This is a genomic window from Streptococcus sp. HMSC078H03 (assembly GCF_001808655.1).
GTDB classification, from domain to species: Bacteria; Bacillota; Bacilli; order Lactobacillales; family Streptococcaceae; genus Streptococcus; species Streptococcus salivarius_G.
Map to the genome: position 1 here is coordinate 16065 of NZ_KV794107.1, position 18033 is coordinate 34097.

The following is an 18033-nucleotide window of genomic DNA, read 5'->3' on the forward strand; positions in this document are numbered from 1 at the left end:
TTTTCTATCTTTCTATTTTGATTATATGATAAATGTATTATACTGGCAATAAGCTAGAAATCCTTCTGATTTTGCTATCTCTTTTATGCATTTTGTGATATAATGAAAACGTATTAAAAAATTAAGGAGTCTGATCAAATGGCTAAATTGACTGTTAAAGATGTTGACTTGAAAGGGAAAAAAGTTCTCGTTCGTGTTGACTTCAACGTACCTGTAAAAGATGGTGTGATCACTAACGATAACCGTATCACTGCTGCTCTTCCAACTATCAAGTACATTCTTGAACAAGGTGGACGCGCAATCCTCTTCTCTCACCTTGGACGTGTAAAAGAAGAAGCTGATAAGGAAGGTAAATCACTTGCTCCTGTAGCTGCTGACTTGGCTACTAAATTGGGTCAAGACGTTAAATTTATCCCAGGCGTTACACGTGGTGCTGAATTGGAAGCAGCTGTCAACGCTCTTGAAGATGGACAAGTTCTCTTGGTTGAAAACACTCGTTTTGAAGATGTTGATGGCAAGAAAGAATCTAAAAACGATCCTGAACTTGGTAAATACTGGGCATCACTTGGAGATGGTATCTTCGTAAACGATGCATTCGGTACAGCTCACCGTGCACACGCATCTAACGTTGGTATCTCAGCAAATGTTGACAAAGCTGTTGCTGGTTTCCTTCTTGAAAACGAAATTGCTTACATTAAAGAAGCAGTTGAAACTCCAGAACGTCCATTCGTAGCTATCCTTGGTGGTTCTAAAGTATCTGATAAGATTGGTGTTATCGAAAACCTTCTTGCAAAAGCTGATAAAGTTCTTATCGGTGGTGGTATGACTTACACGTTCTACAAAGCACAAGGTATCGAAATCGGTAACTCACTTGTAGAAGAAGATAAACTTGATGTTGCTAAAGCTCTTCTTGAAAAATCAAACGGTAAATTGATCTTGCCAGTTGACTCAAAAGAAGCTAATGCATTTGCTGACTACACTGAAGTGAAAGACACTGAAGGTGAAGCAGTAGACCCAGGTTTCCTTGGTTTGGATATCGGTCCTAAATCAATTGCTGAATTCGATAAAGCCTTGACTGGTGCGAAAACAGTTGTATGGAACGGACCTATGGGTGTATTTGAAAACCCTGACTTCCAAGCTGGTACAATCGGTGTGATGGACGCTATCGTGAAACAACCAGGCGTTAAATCAATCATCGGTGGTGGTGATTCAGCTGCCGCAGCTATCAACCTTGGTCGTGCAGATAAATTCTCATGGATCTCTACTGGTGGTGGTGCTTCTATGGAACTTCTTGAAGGTAAAGAACTTCCAGGATTGGCTGCACTTACTGATAAATAAGTCTATTAGAATGATAAGAGTTGGGAAACCAACTCTTTTTTGTGTCATCTCATTGGGTGTTTGATAGAGGCTAAAACTATTATTGGAAAGTAAGTTTCTCTCTAAAAATTGACGATTATTTGTTTGAACTTTGCAGTAATATACTGTATAAGTAGCCAAAAGCTTTATAATCATGTTAAAATAGTAAAATGGGATTGAAATTTGAACCGAAAAAATTTAAATTTGGTATGCGTACACTTAAGACGGGGCTTGCTGTCTTTCTTGTTTTAGGTCTTTTTTCTGCTTTAGGTTGGGAAGGGCTTCAGATTGGTTGTTTGACAGCAGTCTTTAGTCTTCGAGAAAACTTTGATAGAAGTATTCAGTTTGGTAAATCACGTATTTTTGCGAATACGGTTGGAGGTCTTTTGTCGCTATTATTTTACTTTGTGAATATGTGGTTTCATCATTCAGTTTGGGTGACCTTGCTATTGGTTCCAATTTTGACAATGTTAACGATTGTCATTAATGTGTCTTTTAATAATTCTTCTGGTGTTATTGGAGGGGTGGCTGCACTTTTGATTATTACCTTGTCTATTCCGCCTGATAATACTTTTACTTATGTTATTGCTAGAGTCTTTGAAACTTTCTGTGGAGTCTTTATAGCAATCCTTGTCAATTATGATTATGATTGGCTACTTAAACATTTAAAATAAGAATGATAGGGTTCTATTGGACTCTATTTTTTATAATTTTTCGATAAAATCCTTAAATTAGAGCGAATATACAATGTAATGTTCGGTAATTGCTTATTGTGTAAGAAAAAGTGACATAAACTGTTGACATGTAGAAATATTCAGAATATAATTGTTAGGAAAGGAGGATGATCATGGCAAGAGAGAAAGAATTAAGGCGTTCTCTAGCTGTTTTTCCGATTGGAACAGTTATGAAGTTGACGGATTTAACCGCTCGTCAAATTCGTTACTATGAAGATCAAGGTTTAATTCAACCTGAACGTACAGCTGGAAATCGTCGGATGTACTCATTAAATGATATGGATCGTTTATTGGAAATCAAAGATTTTTTGGATGATGGTTACAATATTGCAGCGATTAAGCATGAGTACGAAGAACGTGAAGTTCGTGCCCAACAAAAACAAGTGGCTTTAACAGATGCGGACGTTCGACGTATCTTGCATGATGAACTCCTTCAGCAAGGCCGTTTTACGACCCCGTCACAACAATTTGGTAACTTGCGTATCTAATTACGCTTTGAACTTTTATTTTTGGTTTTTATAAAGGAGACCCCTATTATGGCAATCACAGCAGCTGATATTCGTCGCGAAGTCAAAGAGAAGAATGTTACTTTCTTGCGTTTAATGTTCTCTGATATTCTTGGTGTTATGAAGAACGTTGAAATTCCTGCGACAGATGAACAGTTGGATAAGGTACTTTCAAATAAAGCTATGTTTGATGGTTCATCAATCGAGGGATTTGTTCGTATCAACGAATCTGATATGTATCTTTACCCAGATCTTGATACGTGGACAGTTTTCCCTTGGGGTAATGAAAATGGTGCAGTAGCTGGTCTTATTTGTGATATCTATACCTCTGCGGGTGAACCATTTGCTGGTGACCCTCGTGGTAACTTGAAAAAGGCTTTGCGTCATATGGAAGAAGTTGGTTATAAATCATTTAACCTTGGACCAGAACCAGAATTCTTCCTTTTCAAATTAGATGAACAAGGTAATCCTACACTTGAAGTTAACGATAAAGGTGGTTATTTTGACCTTGCACCAACTGACCTTGCAGATAACACACGTCGTGAAATCGTTAATGTGTTGACAGAAATGGGATTCGATGTTGAAGCATCTCACCACGAAGTGGCTGTTGGTCAACATGAAATCGACTTCAAGTATACAGATGTTTTGAAGGCTTGTGATAATATCCAAATTTTCAAATTGGTTGTTAAGACAATCGCTCGTAAACATGGTCTTTATGCGACATTTATGGCGAAACCTAAATATGGTATTGCTGGTAGCGGTATGCACTGTAACATGTCTCTCTTCACTGAAGAAGGAAATGCATTCTTTGATCCAGAGGATCCACATGGTATGCAATTGTCTCAAGATGCTTACTACTTCCTTGGTGGTTTGATGAAACATGCATACAACTATACTGCAATTATTAACCCAACAGTTAACTCTTACAAACGTTTGGTTCCTGGATACGAAGCTCCTGTATATATTGCATGGGCAGGTAGCAACCGTTCACCATTGATTCGAGTTCCTGCGTCTCGTGGTATGGGTACACGTTTGGAATTGCGTTCAGTAGACCCAATGGCAAACCCATACTTGGCAGTTGCTGTACTTTTGGAAGCAGGTCTTGATGGTATTATCAACAAGATTGATGCTCCAGATCCAGTTGAAACAAACATTTACTCAATGTCTCCTGAAGAACGTAAAGAGGCTGGTATTATTGATTTGCCATCAACACTTCGTAACGCTCTTAAAGCATTGGAAACAGATGAAGTGGTTCGTCAAGCTTTGGGTAATCATATCTATACAAACTTCCTTGATGCGAAACGTATGGAATGGGCAAGTTATGCTACCTTTGTTTCACAATGGGAAATTGATAACTACTTGGACATTTATTAAGAAATTAAATTTGAAAATCAGGTTATACCTGGTTTTCTTTTTCTTTTTAATTTATTAAGTTCTTGGACAAATTACGTAGTTTTAACTGAGCTGTTTTCTTTTGTCATATTTCTTTATTCCCCCTTAATCGCATTAAAATATGAGAGTGTTAAACTAATTTTATATTAATCTTATTCAGGGGGAAATATGAAAACTACAAAAAAAGCCGCTTTGGCAGCAGCCTCAAGTGCATTATTGCTCGGTCTTACAGTCGCACAAACAGTTAATGCTGATACTTATACAGTTCAAAATGGAGATTCATTCTTCGGAATTGCTAGTCAGTATGGGGTAGATCCTTATCAATTGGCAGCTGAAAATGGCATGACTATTTGGTCAACAATTGTTCCTGGTGGAAGCTTGGAAGTTTCAGGTGCTACGACAGCAGTTGAGGAAACAACAGAAGCTTCTTCTTCAGAGGTAGCAGCTACTGATTCAGATGCTACTTGGAATCGTTATCCAGTTGGTCAATGTACATGGGGTGTTAAGGAAGTTGCTCCATGGGCAAGTAACTGGTGGGGTAATGGTGGCGATTGGGCAGGAAGCGCTGCTAGCCAAGGTTATGCTGTAGGTTCAACACCTGTGACAGGATCAATTGTATGTTGGACTGATGGTGGCTATGGTCACGTTGGTTATGTAACAGAAGTTGGTCAAGATGGTCAAATTCAGATCTTGGAGTCAAACTATAACAACCAGCAACAAATCAATAACTATCGTGGTTGGTTTGACCCACAAAACTCAACTACACCAGGTTCAGTATCTTACATTTATCCAGGTGCATAAAATGAAAAAAAGCGCTTATAGCGCTTTTTTTCTTGCTGGAAGAGTTGTGCTCAGACTGGATTTAAACTTAAAAAATGGTAGCTAGATAGCTACCATTTTTTTATTTATCAGGTGTGAGAATCATTGGAATAATGATTGGTTCACGTTCTGTTTTTTCATACAAGAATGGACGTAAAGCATTGACGATAGCTCCGTTAACGGATTGGATGCTAGCATCCTTATTCTTAAGAGCGATACGAATAGCATTGAATAGAATGCGTTGGCTTTCGCGGATAAGATCGCCAGATTCACGCATGTAGATGAAGCCACGACTGAGGATGTCTGGGCCAGCTAGAATCATCTTAGACTTGAAGTCGACAGTTGCTACGGCAAGTACGACACCATCTTCAGAGAGATCACGACGGTCACGAAGAACGGCAGCTCCGATATCCCCAATACCATTACCATCAACATAGATATCTTGAGCATTGAAGTGACCTGCACGACGCGCAGAGTCTTTTGTTAGGGCTAAGACATCACCATTTTCCATGATAAAGATATTATCTTTTGGAACACCACAATCAACAGCAAGGCCTGCGTGGACTTTCTGCATGCGGTATTCACCGTGAACAGGCATAAAGAATTTTGGTTTGATCAAACGAAGCATGAGTTTTTGCTCTTGTTGACCACCGTGTCCAGAGGTATGGATATTGTTGATTTTACCGTGGATAACATCGACGCCAGCTTCTTGAATAGTATTAATCAAGCGGTTAACACTAGTTGTATTTCCTGGGATAGGGCTAGATGAGAAGATAACAGTGTCACCAGGTTGCAGTGTCACTTGGCGGTGCATCCCGTTAGCGATACGTGCAAGGGCTGCCATAGGCTCTCCTTGAGAACCGGTACACATGATAAGAATCTCACTGGCATGGTAGTTTTTCATCTCACTAGGGTCAATGATAGTTCCTTTTGGAACTTTGATGTAGCCTAGTTCAACCCCATTGACGATGGCTTTTTCCATAGAACGTCCGAAGACAACAATCTTACGTCCAGTTTTTACAGCGGCTTCGGCAGCTTGTTGCAGACGGAAAATGTTTGAGGCAAATGAGGCGAAGATAATACGTCCGTGGATGCCTTCAATAATTTTCATGATGGATTGACCAACGACCTTCTCGGAATTTGTGAAAGTTGGTACTTCAGCATTGGTTGAGTCTGAGAGGAGGCAAAGAACGCCTTCTTCACCAAGTGCAGCCATACGGTGAAGGTCTGCTGGCTCACCTACTGGGGTGAAGTCAAACTTAAAGTCACCGGTACACACAATTTTACCTTGAGGTGTATGGATGACAATACCGAGAGGTTCTGGAATTGAGTGAGTAGTGCGGAAGAAGGTCACGCTCATATTTTTGAAAGTAAGCTCTGTATTAGCATTAATTTCATAGAGTTGTGCGTCACGAAGTAGTCCGTGTTCTTCCAATTTTCCTTTGATAAGAGCAAGAGCAAGTGGTCCTGCATAAATTGGGATATTTGCCTGTTTAAGAAGGAAGGGGATCCCACCAATATGGTCTTCGTGACCGTGGGTAATGACAAGTGCCTTTACACGATCAACGTTTTCAACGATGTAAGAATAGTCCGGGATAACATAGTCGATTCCGAGAAGATCATCCTCGGGGAATTTAATACCCGCATCGACGATGATAATCTCATCTTGGTATTCAATACCATAGGTATTTTTACCGATTTCCCCCAAACCACCAATCGCATAAACCCCAACTTCTTCAGGTTTTAGATTGATTTTTGATGCCATGGTCTTAGAACTCCGTTACTTCAAAAACGCCTGTTTCTTTTTCGTATTCAAGGGCTTTTTCTGAGAGGAGCTCGATGAATTCGATGTTATAGGCAGTGTTTTTTTCGATGATTTGACGAGCTTGGATACGTCCCTCAAGTTCAGTTTCTGCATCGATATCTAGGTAGAGTGATTTTGTCTGTTCACGGCGTGGATTACGCTCTTTAGTTTCTTGGTAAAAGACTTTATAAATCATGGTTTTCCTTTCTTTCCAAAAGGCTCTGCCATTCTATAAAAAAACCGGTCAAGTTAATCTTTCTATGATTTACTTGACGTTATGATATTCACTTTATGAGTAATAGCTAGTAGCCTTGATTCGTTTAACAATTACTATTATTGTACCATAAGATAAGGGCTAGATAAAGAAAATGGCGGAAAAAGTTGGAAAATGTTCGTTTCTGGGAAACAGTGACTTGTGTTATAATAGAAAAGCATAAAAGGAAACAAGGAAAAAAGATGAAAATATTAGCATTTGATACTTCTAGCACAGCTTTATCAGTAGCCTTGTTAGAAGATGAGAAACTAGTGGCAGAGTCAACTGTCACAGTAAAAAAGAACCACAGTATTAGTCTAATGCCAACCATTGATTTTTTAGTTGCTCAGGCAGGCTGGCAACCGTCTGATTTAGAACGTATTGTGGTTGCACAGGGTCCTGGTTCTTACACAGGGCTTCGTGTGGCTGTCGCAACAGCTAAGACTTTAGCCTATGCCCTCGACATTGATTTGGTGGGAGTTTCAAGTCTACAGGCACTGACAGACCTTACAGTTGACGGTGTTGTGATTCCTATCATGGATGCTCGTCGTAATAATGTTTACGTTGGTTTTTATGAAAATGGTCAGGCCCTCGTCCCAGATTGCCATGCAGCTTTTGTAGATGTTCTGGAGCAAGCTAAAACTTTTGAAAAGGTGACATTTGTCGGTGAAGTGGCTAATTTTGTGGATCAGATTAAAGAAAGCCTTCCAGAAGCAACTATCTTGTCAAGTCTTCCGTCAGCCCAGTTAATTGGTCGTTTAGGATTGTCCTTGCCTTCTGTTGATGTGGATGCTTTTGTTCCACATTACTTGAAGCGGGTTGAGGCGGAAGAGAATTGGCTTAAGACACATGAGGAGACTAACCGTGACAACTACATCAAGCGTGTCTAGATTGAGTAGCCAAGAGCAAGCTCAACTGATTTATCAGATTTTGTCGGATGTTTATGACAAATCTCCGTGGACGATAGAACAAGTGGTAGCAGACTTGGCTTTGGATACTACGGAGTATTTCTATGTTTATAATCAGGAAGAAGTTGTTGGTTTTTTAGCCCTTCAAAATTTGGTGGGTGAGCTTGAGGTGACCAATATCGCCATTTTAAAAGCTTACCAGGGGCGTGGTTATGCTAGTCAGCTGATGAAGCATTTGGAAGAGCGTAGTGAACCTATATTCCTAGAAGTGAGGGCTTCAAATCAAGTCGCTCAGGCACTTTATAGAAAATTTGGTTTTGAAAGTCTAGGAATTCGGAAAAATTATTATCATGAGCCTCAAGAAGATGCAGTTATCATGAGGCGAGAGGAAGTCTAATGGCAGATAGATATATTTTGGCAGTGGAGAGCTCATGTGATGAGACTTCAGTTGCCGTTTTGAAAAATGAGAAAGAACTTTTAAGTAATATTATTGCCAGTCAGGTGGAAAGCCATAAACGTTTTGGTGGTGTTGTTCCTGAGGTGGCTAGTCGTCACCATGTGGAAGTGGTGACTCTTTGCATTAAAGATGCCCTTTCTGAGGCGGGAATTACTGCTGAACAACTAGATGCTGTAGCAGTAACCTATGGTCCTGGTTTGGTCGGGGCGCTCTTGGTCGGGATGGCAGCGGCTAAGGCCTTCGCTTGGGCACATGGGTTGCCTTTGATTCCAGTTAACCATATGGCTGGGCATCTTATGGCAGCGCGTGAGGTTCAAGAATTGGAATATCCCCTCTTAGCACTTTTGGTGTCTGGGGGACACACAGAGTTGGTTTATGTGTCAGAACCGGGGAATTACAAGATTGTTGGTGAGACACGTGATGATGCAGTTGGTGAGGCCTATGACAAGGTCGGGCGTGTGATGGGGTTGACCTACCCAGCCGGGCGTGAAATTGATGAGTTAGCTCATAAAGGGAAAGATGTTTATGATTTTCCACGTGCTATGATTAAGGAAGACCACTTGGAGTTTTCATTTTCAGGCTTGAAGTCAGCCTTCATTAATTTGCACCATAATGCAGAGCAAAAGGGTGACGTCCTAATTAAAGAAGACCTTTGTGCTTCTTTCCAAGCTGCTGTGTTGGATATTCTCCTAGCTAAGACTAAGAAAGCCTTGGAGCGTTATCCTGTCAAGACACTTGTTGTTGCAGGTGGTGTGGCAGCTAATCAAGGCTTACGTGAACGTTTGGCTGAAGAAATCACAGATGTAGATGTGGTTATTCCGCCTTTACGTCTTTGTGGTGACAATGCTGGCATGATTGCTCTAGCAGCCGCTATTGAATGTGATCAAAAACATTTTGCTGAGTTGGACTTGAATGCAAAACCAAGTCTAGCCTTTGCAGGATTTGAAGAATAAGAAGAACCTCTTACTAGTTTGGTAAGAGGTTCCTTTAGAAAGGAATTGAGTGTGTCTGACTTTCGTTTAGGTGTAAAAGCCGCGGTACCGACAGCTTTAGGCTATGTAGCTATTGGTCTAGCCTTTGGTGTTGTAGCAGCAGCTTCGGGTCTATCAGCCCTTGAGGTTGGCCTCATGTGTGCCTTAGTATATGGTGGCTCGGCCCAGTTTGCCATGTGTGCCTTAGTAGTTGCAGGAGCTGGTCTAGGTGAGTTAACCTTGACTGTTTTCTTGGTTAATTTGCGTAACATGTTGATGAGTTTACATGCAACGACGATTTTTACAAAAACAAGCCTTTGGAATCAGCTGGGAATTGGTAGTCTGATTACGGATGAAAGTTATGGTGTCTTGTTGGGAGAATATGTGCATCATAAAGATATTCCTGCTAACTGGATGCATGGTAACAATATTTTTAGCTATCTGGTTTGGATTGTATCATCAGTTGTTGGTTGTTTGATTGGTTCCATGATTCCTAATCCTGAGCTATTTGGTTTGGATTTTGCTTTGATTGCCATGTTTATTGGTTTGTTAAGTAGTCAGATTGATGTCTTGTTAGGGGAAGGAGTGCGTAAGCTACTCTTGATTTTACTATCTATTGCTGTGGCTTATCTGAGCTTTAGTGTCATCTTGTCGGAATCTTTGGCTGTTTTAGTGGCTACTTTGGTTGGATGTAGTGTGGGGGTGATGTGTGATGGCCGTCAATAAGTTTATTCTCATTGCTATTCTACTTGGGTTTGTGGTCAGCTGGGTTCCTCGTGTGCTTCCCTTTGTTTTAGTGAAATACAAGGGGCTTCCAGATATCGTTGTTCGATTTTTGCACTATTTACCAGTTTCTATCCTCTTTGCTCTGATTCTCTCTAGTCTCACGACTGAGAAGATTGGTCACTTGCCACAGTTTAAGTGGATGGAAATCCTGGCTACTGTGCCAACGGTAATTGTAGCCTTTAAGAGCAAAAATCTGCTCTATGCAGTAATCGTTGGTATAATATCTATGGCCCTGATTCGTTTCGTATTTTAGCAAATGAAAAGACTTGGAGTTGCTCTTAGTGAGTCGTTTTCCAAGTCTTTTTTAGTTGTTGTTAAAAAAGGCAGCAATATCGTCTTCACTGAGACCAATCATTGGATCTATAGTTGCCCAATTTTCTTCAGTTAAACGATAGTTTTCTTCTGTTTGCACAGGTTTGTTAACAGACTTATCCACAGGCTGTGAATAAGTGTTAACAAGATCTTGGGATGGATTGATATTTTCCGAAAAGTCTTTGTTTTCAAGGGTTTCTGAGGGGCCGTTGTTTTTCGTTTTTGTTTGATTGGAGGCGCCTGTTGCCTCGTTTTTAACAATCTTTTCGACAGACTTATCAACAGCTTGTGTATAAGTTTGTTCAAAACGTTGGATGAGAAAAGTATTTCGTTTAGCCCCCTCGTTGCGAACGGCATAATCAAAGGCTGCGATTTCTCCTAACATGACTAGCTTACTCTTGGCACGTGTGATGGCGGTGTAGATGAGGTTACGTTGTAGCATACGTCCACTTTGGCGTGTGATGGGAAGGATAACGACTGGGAACTCACTCCCTTGGGATTTGTGGATTGACATGGCATAGGCCAGAGTAATCTTATTCCATTCGTTACGAGGATAGATAACCTCATTGCCATCGAAGGACATGTAAATTTCGTCCTGCTTGCTTTCAGTATATTTACCAGGGATGAGATCAGTAATGATGCCGATGTCGCCATTGAAGACATTGAGTTCGGTATCGTTGACCAGATGGAGAATTTTGTCGTTCTTACGGAAGAAAATGTCATTAAAGGCAAACTGATTGGCCTTTTCTTGAGGATTAAGTAGGTCCTGCATAATGGTGTTGAGATTGTTAATACCAGCCTGTCCTCGGTACATGGGAGCTAGAATCTGAACATCCTGAGCAGAAATCCCGCTCTTTATAGCGGCAGAGACAATTTTAGGAACCATCTGTGGAATATGGTTGGCATTGGCCTCAAAGTAAGAGCGGTCAGCCTTTTTCTCTGTGAAATCAGCGGGGAGTTGGCCTTGGCGCATCTGACTAGCTAAAGTAACGATGGTGGAATCCTCGGATTGTCTGAAAATTTTGGTCAGAGAAACCTTAGGCAAGTCATCAATCTGCAAAAGGTCAGCCAAGACCTGGCCAGGACCTACGGAAGGCAGTTGGTCTTGGTCACCCACAATGATGACTTGGGTTGAATCAGAGATACTTTCAAAGAGTTGATTGGCCAACCAAGTATCAACCATAGAAAACTCATCGATGATAATCAAGTCGCAATCGAGATAGTCCTCTAAGGTCTTGAAATCGTCTTCGCTATTGAGTCCCAAATGTCTATGGATAGTGGCGCTAGGGAGTTGGGTGAGTTCGTTCATCCGACGAGCAGCCCGACCTGTTGGTGCCGCTAAAATAATAGGCAAATCAGACTTCTTGAGATCTAGACCATGAAGGTCGGCATAAGTTTTAATGATTCCGTTAATAACGGTGGTTTTACCTGTCCCGGGACCACCTGTCAGGATGAAGACCTTGCTTTGTAGGGCTTTGATAATGGCATCTTTTTGAACCTTATCATAAGTAATACCAAGCTCCTCTTCCACCTCTTCAAGACTTGCTTGGATTTTGTCCTCTGCACTGATGTCAGGTTGGTCTTTTATGATACGAGTTAGGTGGGTATAGATACCCTGTTCCGCAAAATATAGGGTATTATCAAAGATTTTAGTTTCTATATTTTGCACTTTATCCTCTTGGATGAGATTGGTTAATTCCTTAGCGACCAAGGCAGGGTCAAGTTCAATCTGACGAGCACTTTCCAAAAGGATGATAGTTCGTTCGAGCAAAGCTTTGGCTTCGATGTAGGTGTCGCCTTCTTCCATACTGGCTTCTAGCAGACAATGAATCAAGGCAGCTCGTAAACGCTCAGGAGCATCACTAGCAATTCCTAAGCGTTCGGCTAGTTGGTCAGCTATTTTAAATCCGATTCCTTGAACTTCCTCTACCAAGAGATAAGGGTGTTCTTCGATAAGGTTGAGCGATTCTTCCTTATATTGGTTGAAAATTTGTGAGGCAGCTTTTGGTGTGAGTCCATAGTTGGAAAGTTTGGACAAGATTTGCTCGGTTCCATAGTTGATTTTTAACTTTGCAACGAAGGCTTCTCGGTTTACCTTTGAAAGGTTAGGAATCTGCTCTAACTCGCTAGGATCCTCGAGAATCTTGTCAATAGGGTCTTCTCCGTAAATTTCGACAATACGCTCGGCCGTTTTCTTACCGATTCCTTTGAAATTGTCGCTGGCAAAATATTTGATAAGACCGCTGGCAGAAGGTTTTGAACGCTCGTAGCGGGTCATTTGTAGCTGTTCCCCATATTTAGGGTGATTGGTTAGTTGGCCCCAGAAGGTATAGTCTTCACCCTCCATGACATCCCCCATAGTTCCTGTGACAATGATTTCGTAGTCTTCAAAATCACTGTCCGTTTCGTCAATCTCTAAGAGTAAGATACGAAAAAAATTACTAGTGTTTTCGAAAATGACGCGTTCGATAGTTCCTGAAAAATAAAATTCTTGCATGTGTTTTTCCTAGATACATAATAAGGCTGGGTTTCCCCAACCTTATCTTATTTAGTGTTTTTAGTTGTCCTCAACGGTACCAATTTTATTAAGTGGCCAGAAGCGGAATTTAACTTCCCCTACAAGAGCACTCTTGTCAAAGTAACCAACTACTCGACTATCTTTGGAAACAATACGGTTGTCTCCAAGTAGGAAATATTTACCTTCAGGAACAGTGACAGAGAAGGTCGTGTTACCATCAGCATTGGTTGTAAAGGCCTTGGCATCCTTAGCTAGTTGTTGGAAGTAGCCACTCTTGCTCTTGTCATCGTTGTAAGCATATTCTTTTTGTAGCTTATCCTTGGCAAAGGCAGCTTGGAATTCTTTGAGGTATTCTTCCTTGACTTCTTTACCGTTGACAGTAAGTTTATCATTTTGATAGGTAATGGTATCACCTGGCATACCGATGATACGTTTGACGATTTGTTTTGTCTTACCGTCTTCGACTTCCTTGGCAACGACAATATCGAAGCGTTCAATGGATGTGTGTTTCAAAACGATAACACGTTGATTATTGGCTAGAGTAGGATCCATTGAGTGGCCGTCAACCTGGACAGGGAGCCAAAGGAAGAGGCGAGTCAAAAGGAAAAATGTGATAAAGAGGATAAAGAGTCCCCATTCACGAAGTAAAATGAGGAAGTATTGGGTCCATTTGTTTTTCATAGTTAAGGCCTTTCAGGGTTATTTTAAGCGTTGGTAGGCTTTTTTGGTATTGGCGAAATGATATTTAGCAGTAGCTTGGAGAGCCTGATCTCCGTAGGCTTGAAGAAGCTTAGTTGCGACCTGGTCAGATTTAGCACCAGCACCTGAAGGAAGGGTGTAGCCAACCTCTTGGCTGAGTTTGTCCAGATTTTCCAGGAAGAGATTGCGAGCGATGATAGAACTCACCGCAACAGCTAGGTATTTACCTTCGGCTTTTTCTTCTAAAGTAATAGGAAAGTCAAAGCGATTACGTTCATTCTTGAGGTATTTTTGATAATTTTTCTCACTGGTGAAGGCATCAATGACAATTTTATCTGGTTTAGCACCTGATTGTAACAATAGGAAGATAGCCTGATTATGGAGGGCTACTTTAACGGACACAGCATTATGACTCTTACCGTCTCCAACCACTTCATTGTACTTTCTAGGCGAAAGAAGGAGTGCTTTGTGAGGAATTTTCTCCTCCAAAATAGGTGCAATCTGACGAATCTTGATATCGTTAAGATTTTTAGAATCATCAACTCCTAGAGATTTCAAAAAGGCATGGTCAGCTGGGGTAACTAGACTAGCTACAACAGCTAGACCACCAAAATAGGAGCCATTTCCGACTTCGTCTGATCCAATTAGGGCTAGGTTTTGCCCATCAGGTGAATGCTTAGGTTTAGCTTGGTATCCAAAACGGCTAGCTAGGATTTCTGGTTTAGCACCTTGGAAAGTTACCTTTCCTGAAGTATAGGCGATGACACTTATTCCATCGACCTTGGCTGAAAAACTTGCATAAGGATTTTTAGTCGCAGTCGCATAGCTTGCTAGGTCCTTCTGGAGTGTCGAAATCTGCTCTGCTGTCATTTTTAATACGATTGTGCCCATGAAATCTATTTTAGCACAAAAAAGGAGAATTGGTAGATATTTTACAGACTCGGAATCCCTGAAAATTATTTTTCTAGAGAAGTGCAAAGTCTAAAATTTACGAAAGTTAAAATTTAGGATATAATGATTAAAAAGAGAATGCCTAACCCTGCTCTTTTTTCCACAATTAGAAGAAATAGGTTGGCATTTAAGTGTCGAACACGCCTCAGAGTAAGTGTCTGAATCTTGCTAAAAAATGGCGATATAAAAGCAATAAAATAAGGAGAAGCTGCGGTGGCGAATCCGTGACCACCATTGATTGGCAGCTAACAAGCAAATGGCAAATAAGAACCGTTACAAATTTCATTTTGGAGAGAAGAACCTCACGCTAACAACTGATAAAGATAACCTATTCATGGAAGAGGTTGAGCGTGTTGCCCACGAGAAATATAAAATTATCAAAGAGCAGATGAAAAACGCTGACAATGAAACGATTGCTATCCTAATGGCTATCAATTCTTTGTCGACTCAGTTGGAACGTGAAATCCAAGTTGAAGATATGGAAAAAGAGTTGGAAACGTTGAGAGCTAAGCAACTTGAACAACTTAAGGTCAAGGCGACAGCTACAAATGACGATGAGGATGACGCATGATTGGACTCCTTGTCTTAGCTATCGTGGCTTGGAATTTCTACATTGGCTACCGTCGAGGCCTCTTTATGCAAGCTTATTACGTGGTTTCAGTCATTATTGCCATGTGTGTAGCGGCCTACTTTTACCGGTCGCTAGGAGAGGCTATCAATCTTTGGATACCTTATACCAATCCAACCAAAGATGCTAGTATAGCTTTCTTTAAAGATCAGAACATCTTTTCGCTTGACCGAGTCTATTATGCAGGTGTTGCCTATTTTGCTATTTACTGTGTGGCTTATTATGGTTTGCGCTTTCTTGGGATTTTCTTCCATTTTGTGAGAATTGAGCGACTTGATCAGAGACGTTACCAAGTGGTAGGTGGTGTCTTGGCCTCCTTAGTGAGTCTTGTGCCTTTGACTATGTTTGGGAATATTCTTGCGACTGTTCCCATGAATAACATTCAAACGGTCTTGTCATCTAGCTGGGTTTTGCGCCTTTTGATTAATTGGAATTTTCCAGTTAGTCAGATTATTCAGCACTTGTGGACAAGTGTGATATAGAAAATAGAAGTCTTCCTTGATTAAGGGAGGCTTTTTGTTCTTTGTTTTGGTAACATATGAAAAAAGACTGAACACAAGGTCTCAGTCTTTCTTATCTATTTTTACCCTAAGGTTGCAATGGTACATCCGGAACCACCAGCACTTTGTGGGGCATATTCAAAACTTTTAACATGGCGATGACGGCGGAGATATTTGGTAACAGCATCACGGATGACACCTGTACCAATACCGTGGATGATGTCCACCTGACTCATGTTATTAAGTAGGGCTTGGTCAATAAAGGCATCAAGCTCTTGCATAGCTTCTTCGTAACGTTTCCCACGAAGGTCTAGACGGGCACGAGGACCGCCAGATGTCTTCTTGGCTTTTTTAACCACGTTAATCTGTTTCTTCTTAGGTTGTTGGGCTTCAGCTTGGGCACGAACCAGAGTGAATTCGTCTGCCTTGAGGGTCATCTTGATGAGACCGACCTGAGCTTCCCAGTTACCATTTTTGGCTTGACTGGTAAGGGTACCCCGTTGCCCATAGGCGGTAACGATGATATCATCTCCAACACGAGGGGCACGCGCAGCCTTTTCTTTCTTAGCCTTACGAAGGACCTTATTCTTAGAGAGGTCCACTTGTGGGGCAAGTTTCTTGAGTTTTCCTTTGGCGTCGATAACTTCATGAGGTTTGAGTTGACTCTTATCGTGGAGATTTTTGAGAATACTATTGCTCTCAGCCAAAGCGGTATCAACCATCTCTTGAATTTCTTTTTGAGCCTTTTCGAGTTCCTTGTCGTATTCATGGGAGAATTCGTTATAGAGTTTCTTGACCGCACGGTTGAATTTAAGGTTCTCTTGCTCCACGTCCTTGATGTGTTCCAGACGTTTTTGTGTTTCCACAGTTTGGGCTTCAAGTTGCTCGATGATACGGTTGACATCACTATCAGTATCAGTGAGGTTTTCTGCCTCCTTGACAATAATCTCATTCAAACCGAGGCGTCGAGCAATTTCAAAGGCATTAGAACGACCAGGAACCCCTTGCATAAAACGATAGGTAGGGCTTAAAGTCGCTGTGTCAAACTCCATGCTGGCATTTTCCACATGTTGCGTCTCAATCCCATAGGCCTTAAGCTCAGGATAGTGAGTGGTAGCCATGGTCTTAATCTGACTTAAACGGAGGTGCTCTAAGATTGCCATGGCTAGACTAGCTCCTTCCTGAGGGTCGGTACCAGCCCCAAGCTCATCGACCAAGACCAGACTGTTACTGTCGGCAGCATTCAGAATCTCAACAATGTGGGTCATGTGACTAGAGAATGTTGACAAACTCTGTTCGATAGACTGTTCATCTCCGATATCCGCAAAAATCTCTTGGAAAATGGCTACACGGCTGCCCTTATCAGCCAAAATTGGCAGACCAGATTGAGCCATTAGTTGTGCTAGTCCTAGCGTTTTAAGCATGACGGTCTTACCACCAGTATTGGGACCTGTGATGACAATGGCCGTAAGGTCCTCATCAAAGTGCAAATCGTTAGCTACAGGATTGACCAAAAGAGGGTGACGAACGTTAAGTAGTTGTAGTGTTTGATTGTCACTAATCTTTGGAATAACCGCTTTTTTATCATGGAGATAGAGGTATTTTCCTCGAATGAAGTCCATGTGGCCCAAAATCCAAGCGTTGTTGGCAATTGCAGCAGCCTGTGGACGCAGTTGATCAGACAGTTCATGCAGGATACGAGCCATCTCGTGGCGTTCGTCTGCACGTAATTGTGTAATTTCTTCGTTGAGCTGGATAACGGCACGTGGCTCGATATATACTGTGTTTCCAGAGCTTGAGATGTCATGCACAACCCCAGCAATACGGTTACGGTAGGTATTTTTGACAGGAAGCACCGAACGACCGTTACGACTAGCAATCAAACTTTCAGCCAACATGTGGCCAGATTTCTTGAGAATGTCTTGCAAGGTCTGGCGAATGGCATCATCACAAGATTTAAGTTGACGACGAATATTTTGCAACTCAGGGCTAGCAAAATGCTCAATAAAACCACCATCATTGATACTTTGAAGGCTACCTTGGAGACTTGGGAAGGCTTCAATCTTTTCGAAAAGACGTTTAAGGGCGATGAGCTCTACATTTTCAAGGTCAGCGTAAAAGCGACCGAGGTCAGCAGAAGCTTGCAGCACCTTCTTGATGGCAATGAGCTCCTGAATGTTGAGGTCAGCATCCAGTTCCAAACGACGCAAGGGCTCAGAAATATCTCGCAAGCTACCAATGGCAAAGCCATGGTGCTCTACGAAAATCTCTGCCATTTCTTGAATTTCTGTAAATTGATTTTGAATTCTTTCTGGATTGGTCATAGGTACCAAGTCACGCAACTCCGCCTGAGCCTGTTCAGTCTGCAGGTATTCTGTGAACTGGTCCTTGACCTTGTTAAATTCTAATTGGTCTAAAATCTTTGTGTTCATAGCTCCT

18 protein-coding genes are annotated in these 18033 nt (G+C 41.5%); 12 read left to right on the forward strand and 6 right to left on the reverse strand.

Annotated features, from left to right (window positions below; all coding sequences use genetic code 11):
• The first annotated feature begins 138 nt into the window (after positions 1-138).
• From HMPREF2607_RS05290 to HMPREF2607_RS05310, 5 genes are all read left to right on the forward strand, one after another.
• Complete coding sequence (locus HMPREF2607_RS05290; RefSeq protein ID WP_060971713.1) at positions 139-1338, forward strand: phosphoglycerate kinase; 1200 nt, start codon at positions 139-141, stop codon at positions 1336-1338.
• A 188-nt stretch (positions 1339-1526) separates the two neighbouring features.
• The gene (locus tag HMPREF2607_RS05295) at positions 1527-2030 is read left to right on the forward strand and encodes an FUSC family protein (RefSeq protein ID WP_070476239.1); all 504 of its coding nucleotides are present in this window, start codon (positions 1527-1529) and stop codon (positions 2028-2030) included.
• A 173-nt stretch (positions 2031-2203) separates the two neighbouring features.
• Entirely contained in the window at positions 2204-2578 is a 375-nt protein-coding gene (locus tag HMPREF2607_RS05300; protein WP_008535631.1) for a MerR family transcriptional regulator, read from the forward strand.
• Positions 2579-2626: 48 nt separating this feature from the next.
• Positions 2627-3970 carry a type I glutamate--ammonia ligase gene (gene glnA / locus HMPREF2607_RS05305; RefSeq protein WP_070476241.1) on the forward strand — a complete coding sequence of 448 codons (1344 nt, stop codon included), beginning with the start codon at positions 2627-2629 and terminating at the stop codon, positions 3968-3970.
• Positions 3971-4156: 186 nt separating this feature from the next.
• Positions 4157-4789, forward strand: a complete 633-nt coding sequence (locus HMPREF2607_RS05310) for a CHAP domain-containing protein (protein WP_021143598.1) — start codon at positions 4157-4159, stop codon at positions 4787-4789.
• 100 nt (positions 4790-4889) lie between these two features.
• On the opposite strand, the gene rnjA is transcribed toward HMPREF2607_RS05310, so the two are convergent.
• Both rnjA and HMPREF2607_RS05320 read right to left on the reverse strand, forming a co-directional pair.
• Positions 4890-6572 (reverse strand): ribonuclease J1, encoded by a 1683-nt coding sequence (gene rnjA, locus HMPREF2607_RS05315; RefSeq protein ID WP_002884294.1) that lies wholly within the window; start codon positions 6570-6572, stop codon positions 4890-4892.
• Between the two features lie 4 nt (positions 6573-6576).
• Positions 6577-6807, reverse strand: a complete 231-nt coding sequence (locus tag HMPREF2607_RS05320; protein WP_002884752.1) for a DNA-dependent RNA polymerase subunit epsilon — start codon at positions 6805-6807, stop codon at positions 6577-6579.
• Positions 6808-7067: 260 nt separating this feature from the next.
• On the opposite strand from HMPREF2607_RS05320, the gene tsaB reads away from it, so the two are divergent.
• Genes tsaB through HMPREF2607_RS05345 form a run of 5 tightly spaced genes read left to right on the forward strand, consistent with a single transcriptional unit; the run spans position 7068 to position 10239 of the window.
• Positions 7068-7754, forward strand: coding sequence for a tRNA (adenosine(37)-N6)-threonylcarbamoyltransferase complex dimerization subunit type 1 TsaB (gene tsaB, locus HMPREF2607_RS05325; protein ID WP_048790110.1), 687 nt, complete (start codon positions 7068-7070; stop codon positions 7752-7754).
• Positions 7714-8169: a ribosomal protein S18-alanine N-acetyltransferase gene (gene rimI / locus HMPREF2607_RS05330; protein ID WP_048790109.1), complete on the forward strand. Its 456-nt coding sequence runs from the start codon at positions 7714-7716 to the stop codon at positions 8167-8169. The genes tsaB and rimI overlap by 41 nt, the downstream gene beginning before the upstream one ends.
• Complete coding sequence (gene tsaD, locus HMPREF2607_RS05335; protein ID WP_014635059.1) at positions 8169-9182, forward strand: tRNA (adenosine(37)-N6)-threonylcarbamoyltransferase complex transferase subunit TsaD; 1014 nt, start codon at positions 8169-8171, stop codon at positions 9180-9182. Before rimI ends, tsaD begins: the two co-directional genes overlap by 1 nt.
• Before the next feature lie 51 nt (positions 9183-9233).
• Positions 9234-9926 carry an AzlC family ABC transporter permease gene (locus tag HMPREF2607_RS05340; RefSeq protein WP_048790108.1) on the forward strand — a complete coding sequence of 231 codons (693 nt, stop codon included), beginning with the start codon at positions 9234-9236 and terminating at the stop codon, positions 9924-9926.
• Complete coding sequence (locus tag HMPREF2607_RS05345; protein ID WP_014635057.1) at positions 9913-10239, forward strand: AzlD domain-containing protein; 327 nt, start codon at positions 9913-9915, stop codon at positions 10237-10239. Before HMPREF2607_RS05340 ends, HMPREF2607_RS05345 begins: the two co-directional genes overlap by 14 nt.
• A gap of 51 nt (positions 10240-10290) precedes the next feature.
• Here the strand turns inward: HMPREF2607_RS05345 and HMPREF2607_RS05350 are convergent, their stop codons facing one another.
• From HMPREF2607_RS05350 to rnhC, 3 genes are read right to left on the reverse strand one after another with little or no spacing between them, the layout of a single operon-like run.
• Positions 10291-12795 (reverse strand): SF1B family DNA helicase RecD2, encoded by a 2505-nt coding sequence (locus HMPREF2607_RS05350; RefSeq protein ID WP_070476243.1) that lies wholly within the window; start codon positions 12793-12795, stop codon positions 10291-10293.
• Positions 12796-12855: 60 nt separating this feature from the next.
• A complete protein-coding gene (gene lepB / locus HMPREF2607_RS05355) occupies positions 12856-13497 on the reverse strand; it encodes a signal peptidase I (RefSeq protein WP_002884233.1) in 642 nt (213 codons plus the stop codon).
• A gap of 18 nt (positions 13498-13515) precedes the next feature.
• A complete protein-coding gene (gene rnhC / locus HMPREF2607_RS05360; RefSeq protein ID WP_037620139.1) occupies positions 13516-14406 on the reverse strand; it encodes a ribonuclease HIII in 891 nt (296 codons plus the stop codon).
• Between the two features lie 316 nt (positions 14407-14722).
• Here rnhC and zapA point away from each other — a divergent pair, with 316 nt between their 5' ends.
• Together zapA and HMPREF2607_RS05370 are read left to right on the forward strand one after the other, a co-directional pair.
• The gene (zapA, locus tag HMPREF2607_RS05365; RefSeq protein ID WP_004183554.1) at positions 14723-15037 is read left to right on the forward strand and encodes a cell division protein ZapA; all 315 of its coding nucleotides are present in this window, start codon (positions 14723-14725) and stop codon (positions 15035-15037) included.
• A complete protein-coding gene (locus tag HMPREF2607_RS05370; RefSeq protein WP_021143604.1) occupies positions 15034-15576 on the forward strand; it encodes a CvpA family protein in 543 nt (180 codons plus the stop codon). The genes zapA and HMPREF2607_RS05370 overlap by 4 nt, the downstream gene beginning before the upstream one ends.
• A 101-nt stretch (positions 15577-15677) precedes the next feature.
• Here the strand turns inward: HMPREF2607_RS05370 and HMPREF2607_RS05375 are convergent, their stop codons facing one another.
• A complete protein-coding gene (locus HMPREF2607_RS05375) occupies positions 15678-18026 on the reverse strand; it encodes an endonuclease MutS2 (protein WP_021143605.1) in 2349 nt (782 codons plus the stop codon).
• Positions 18027-18033: the final 7 nt, after the last annotated feature.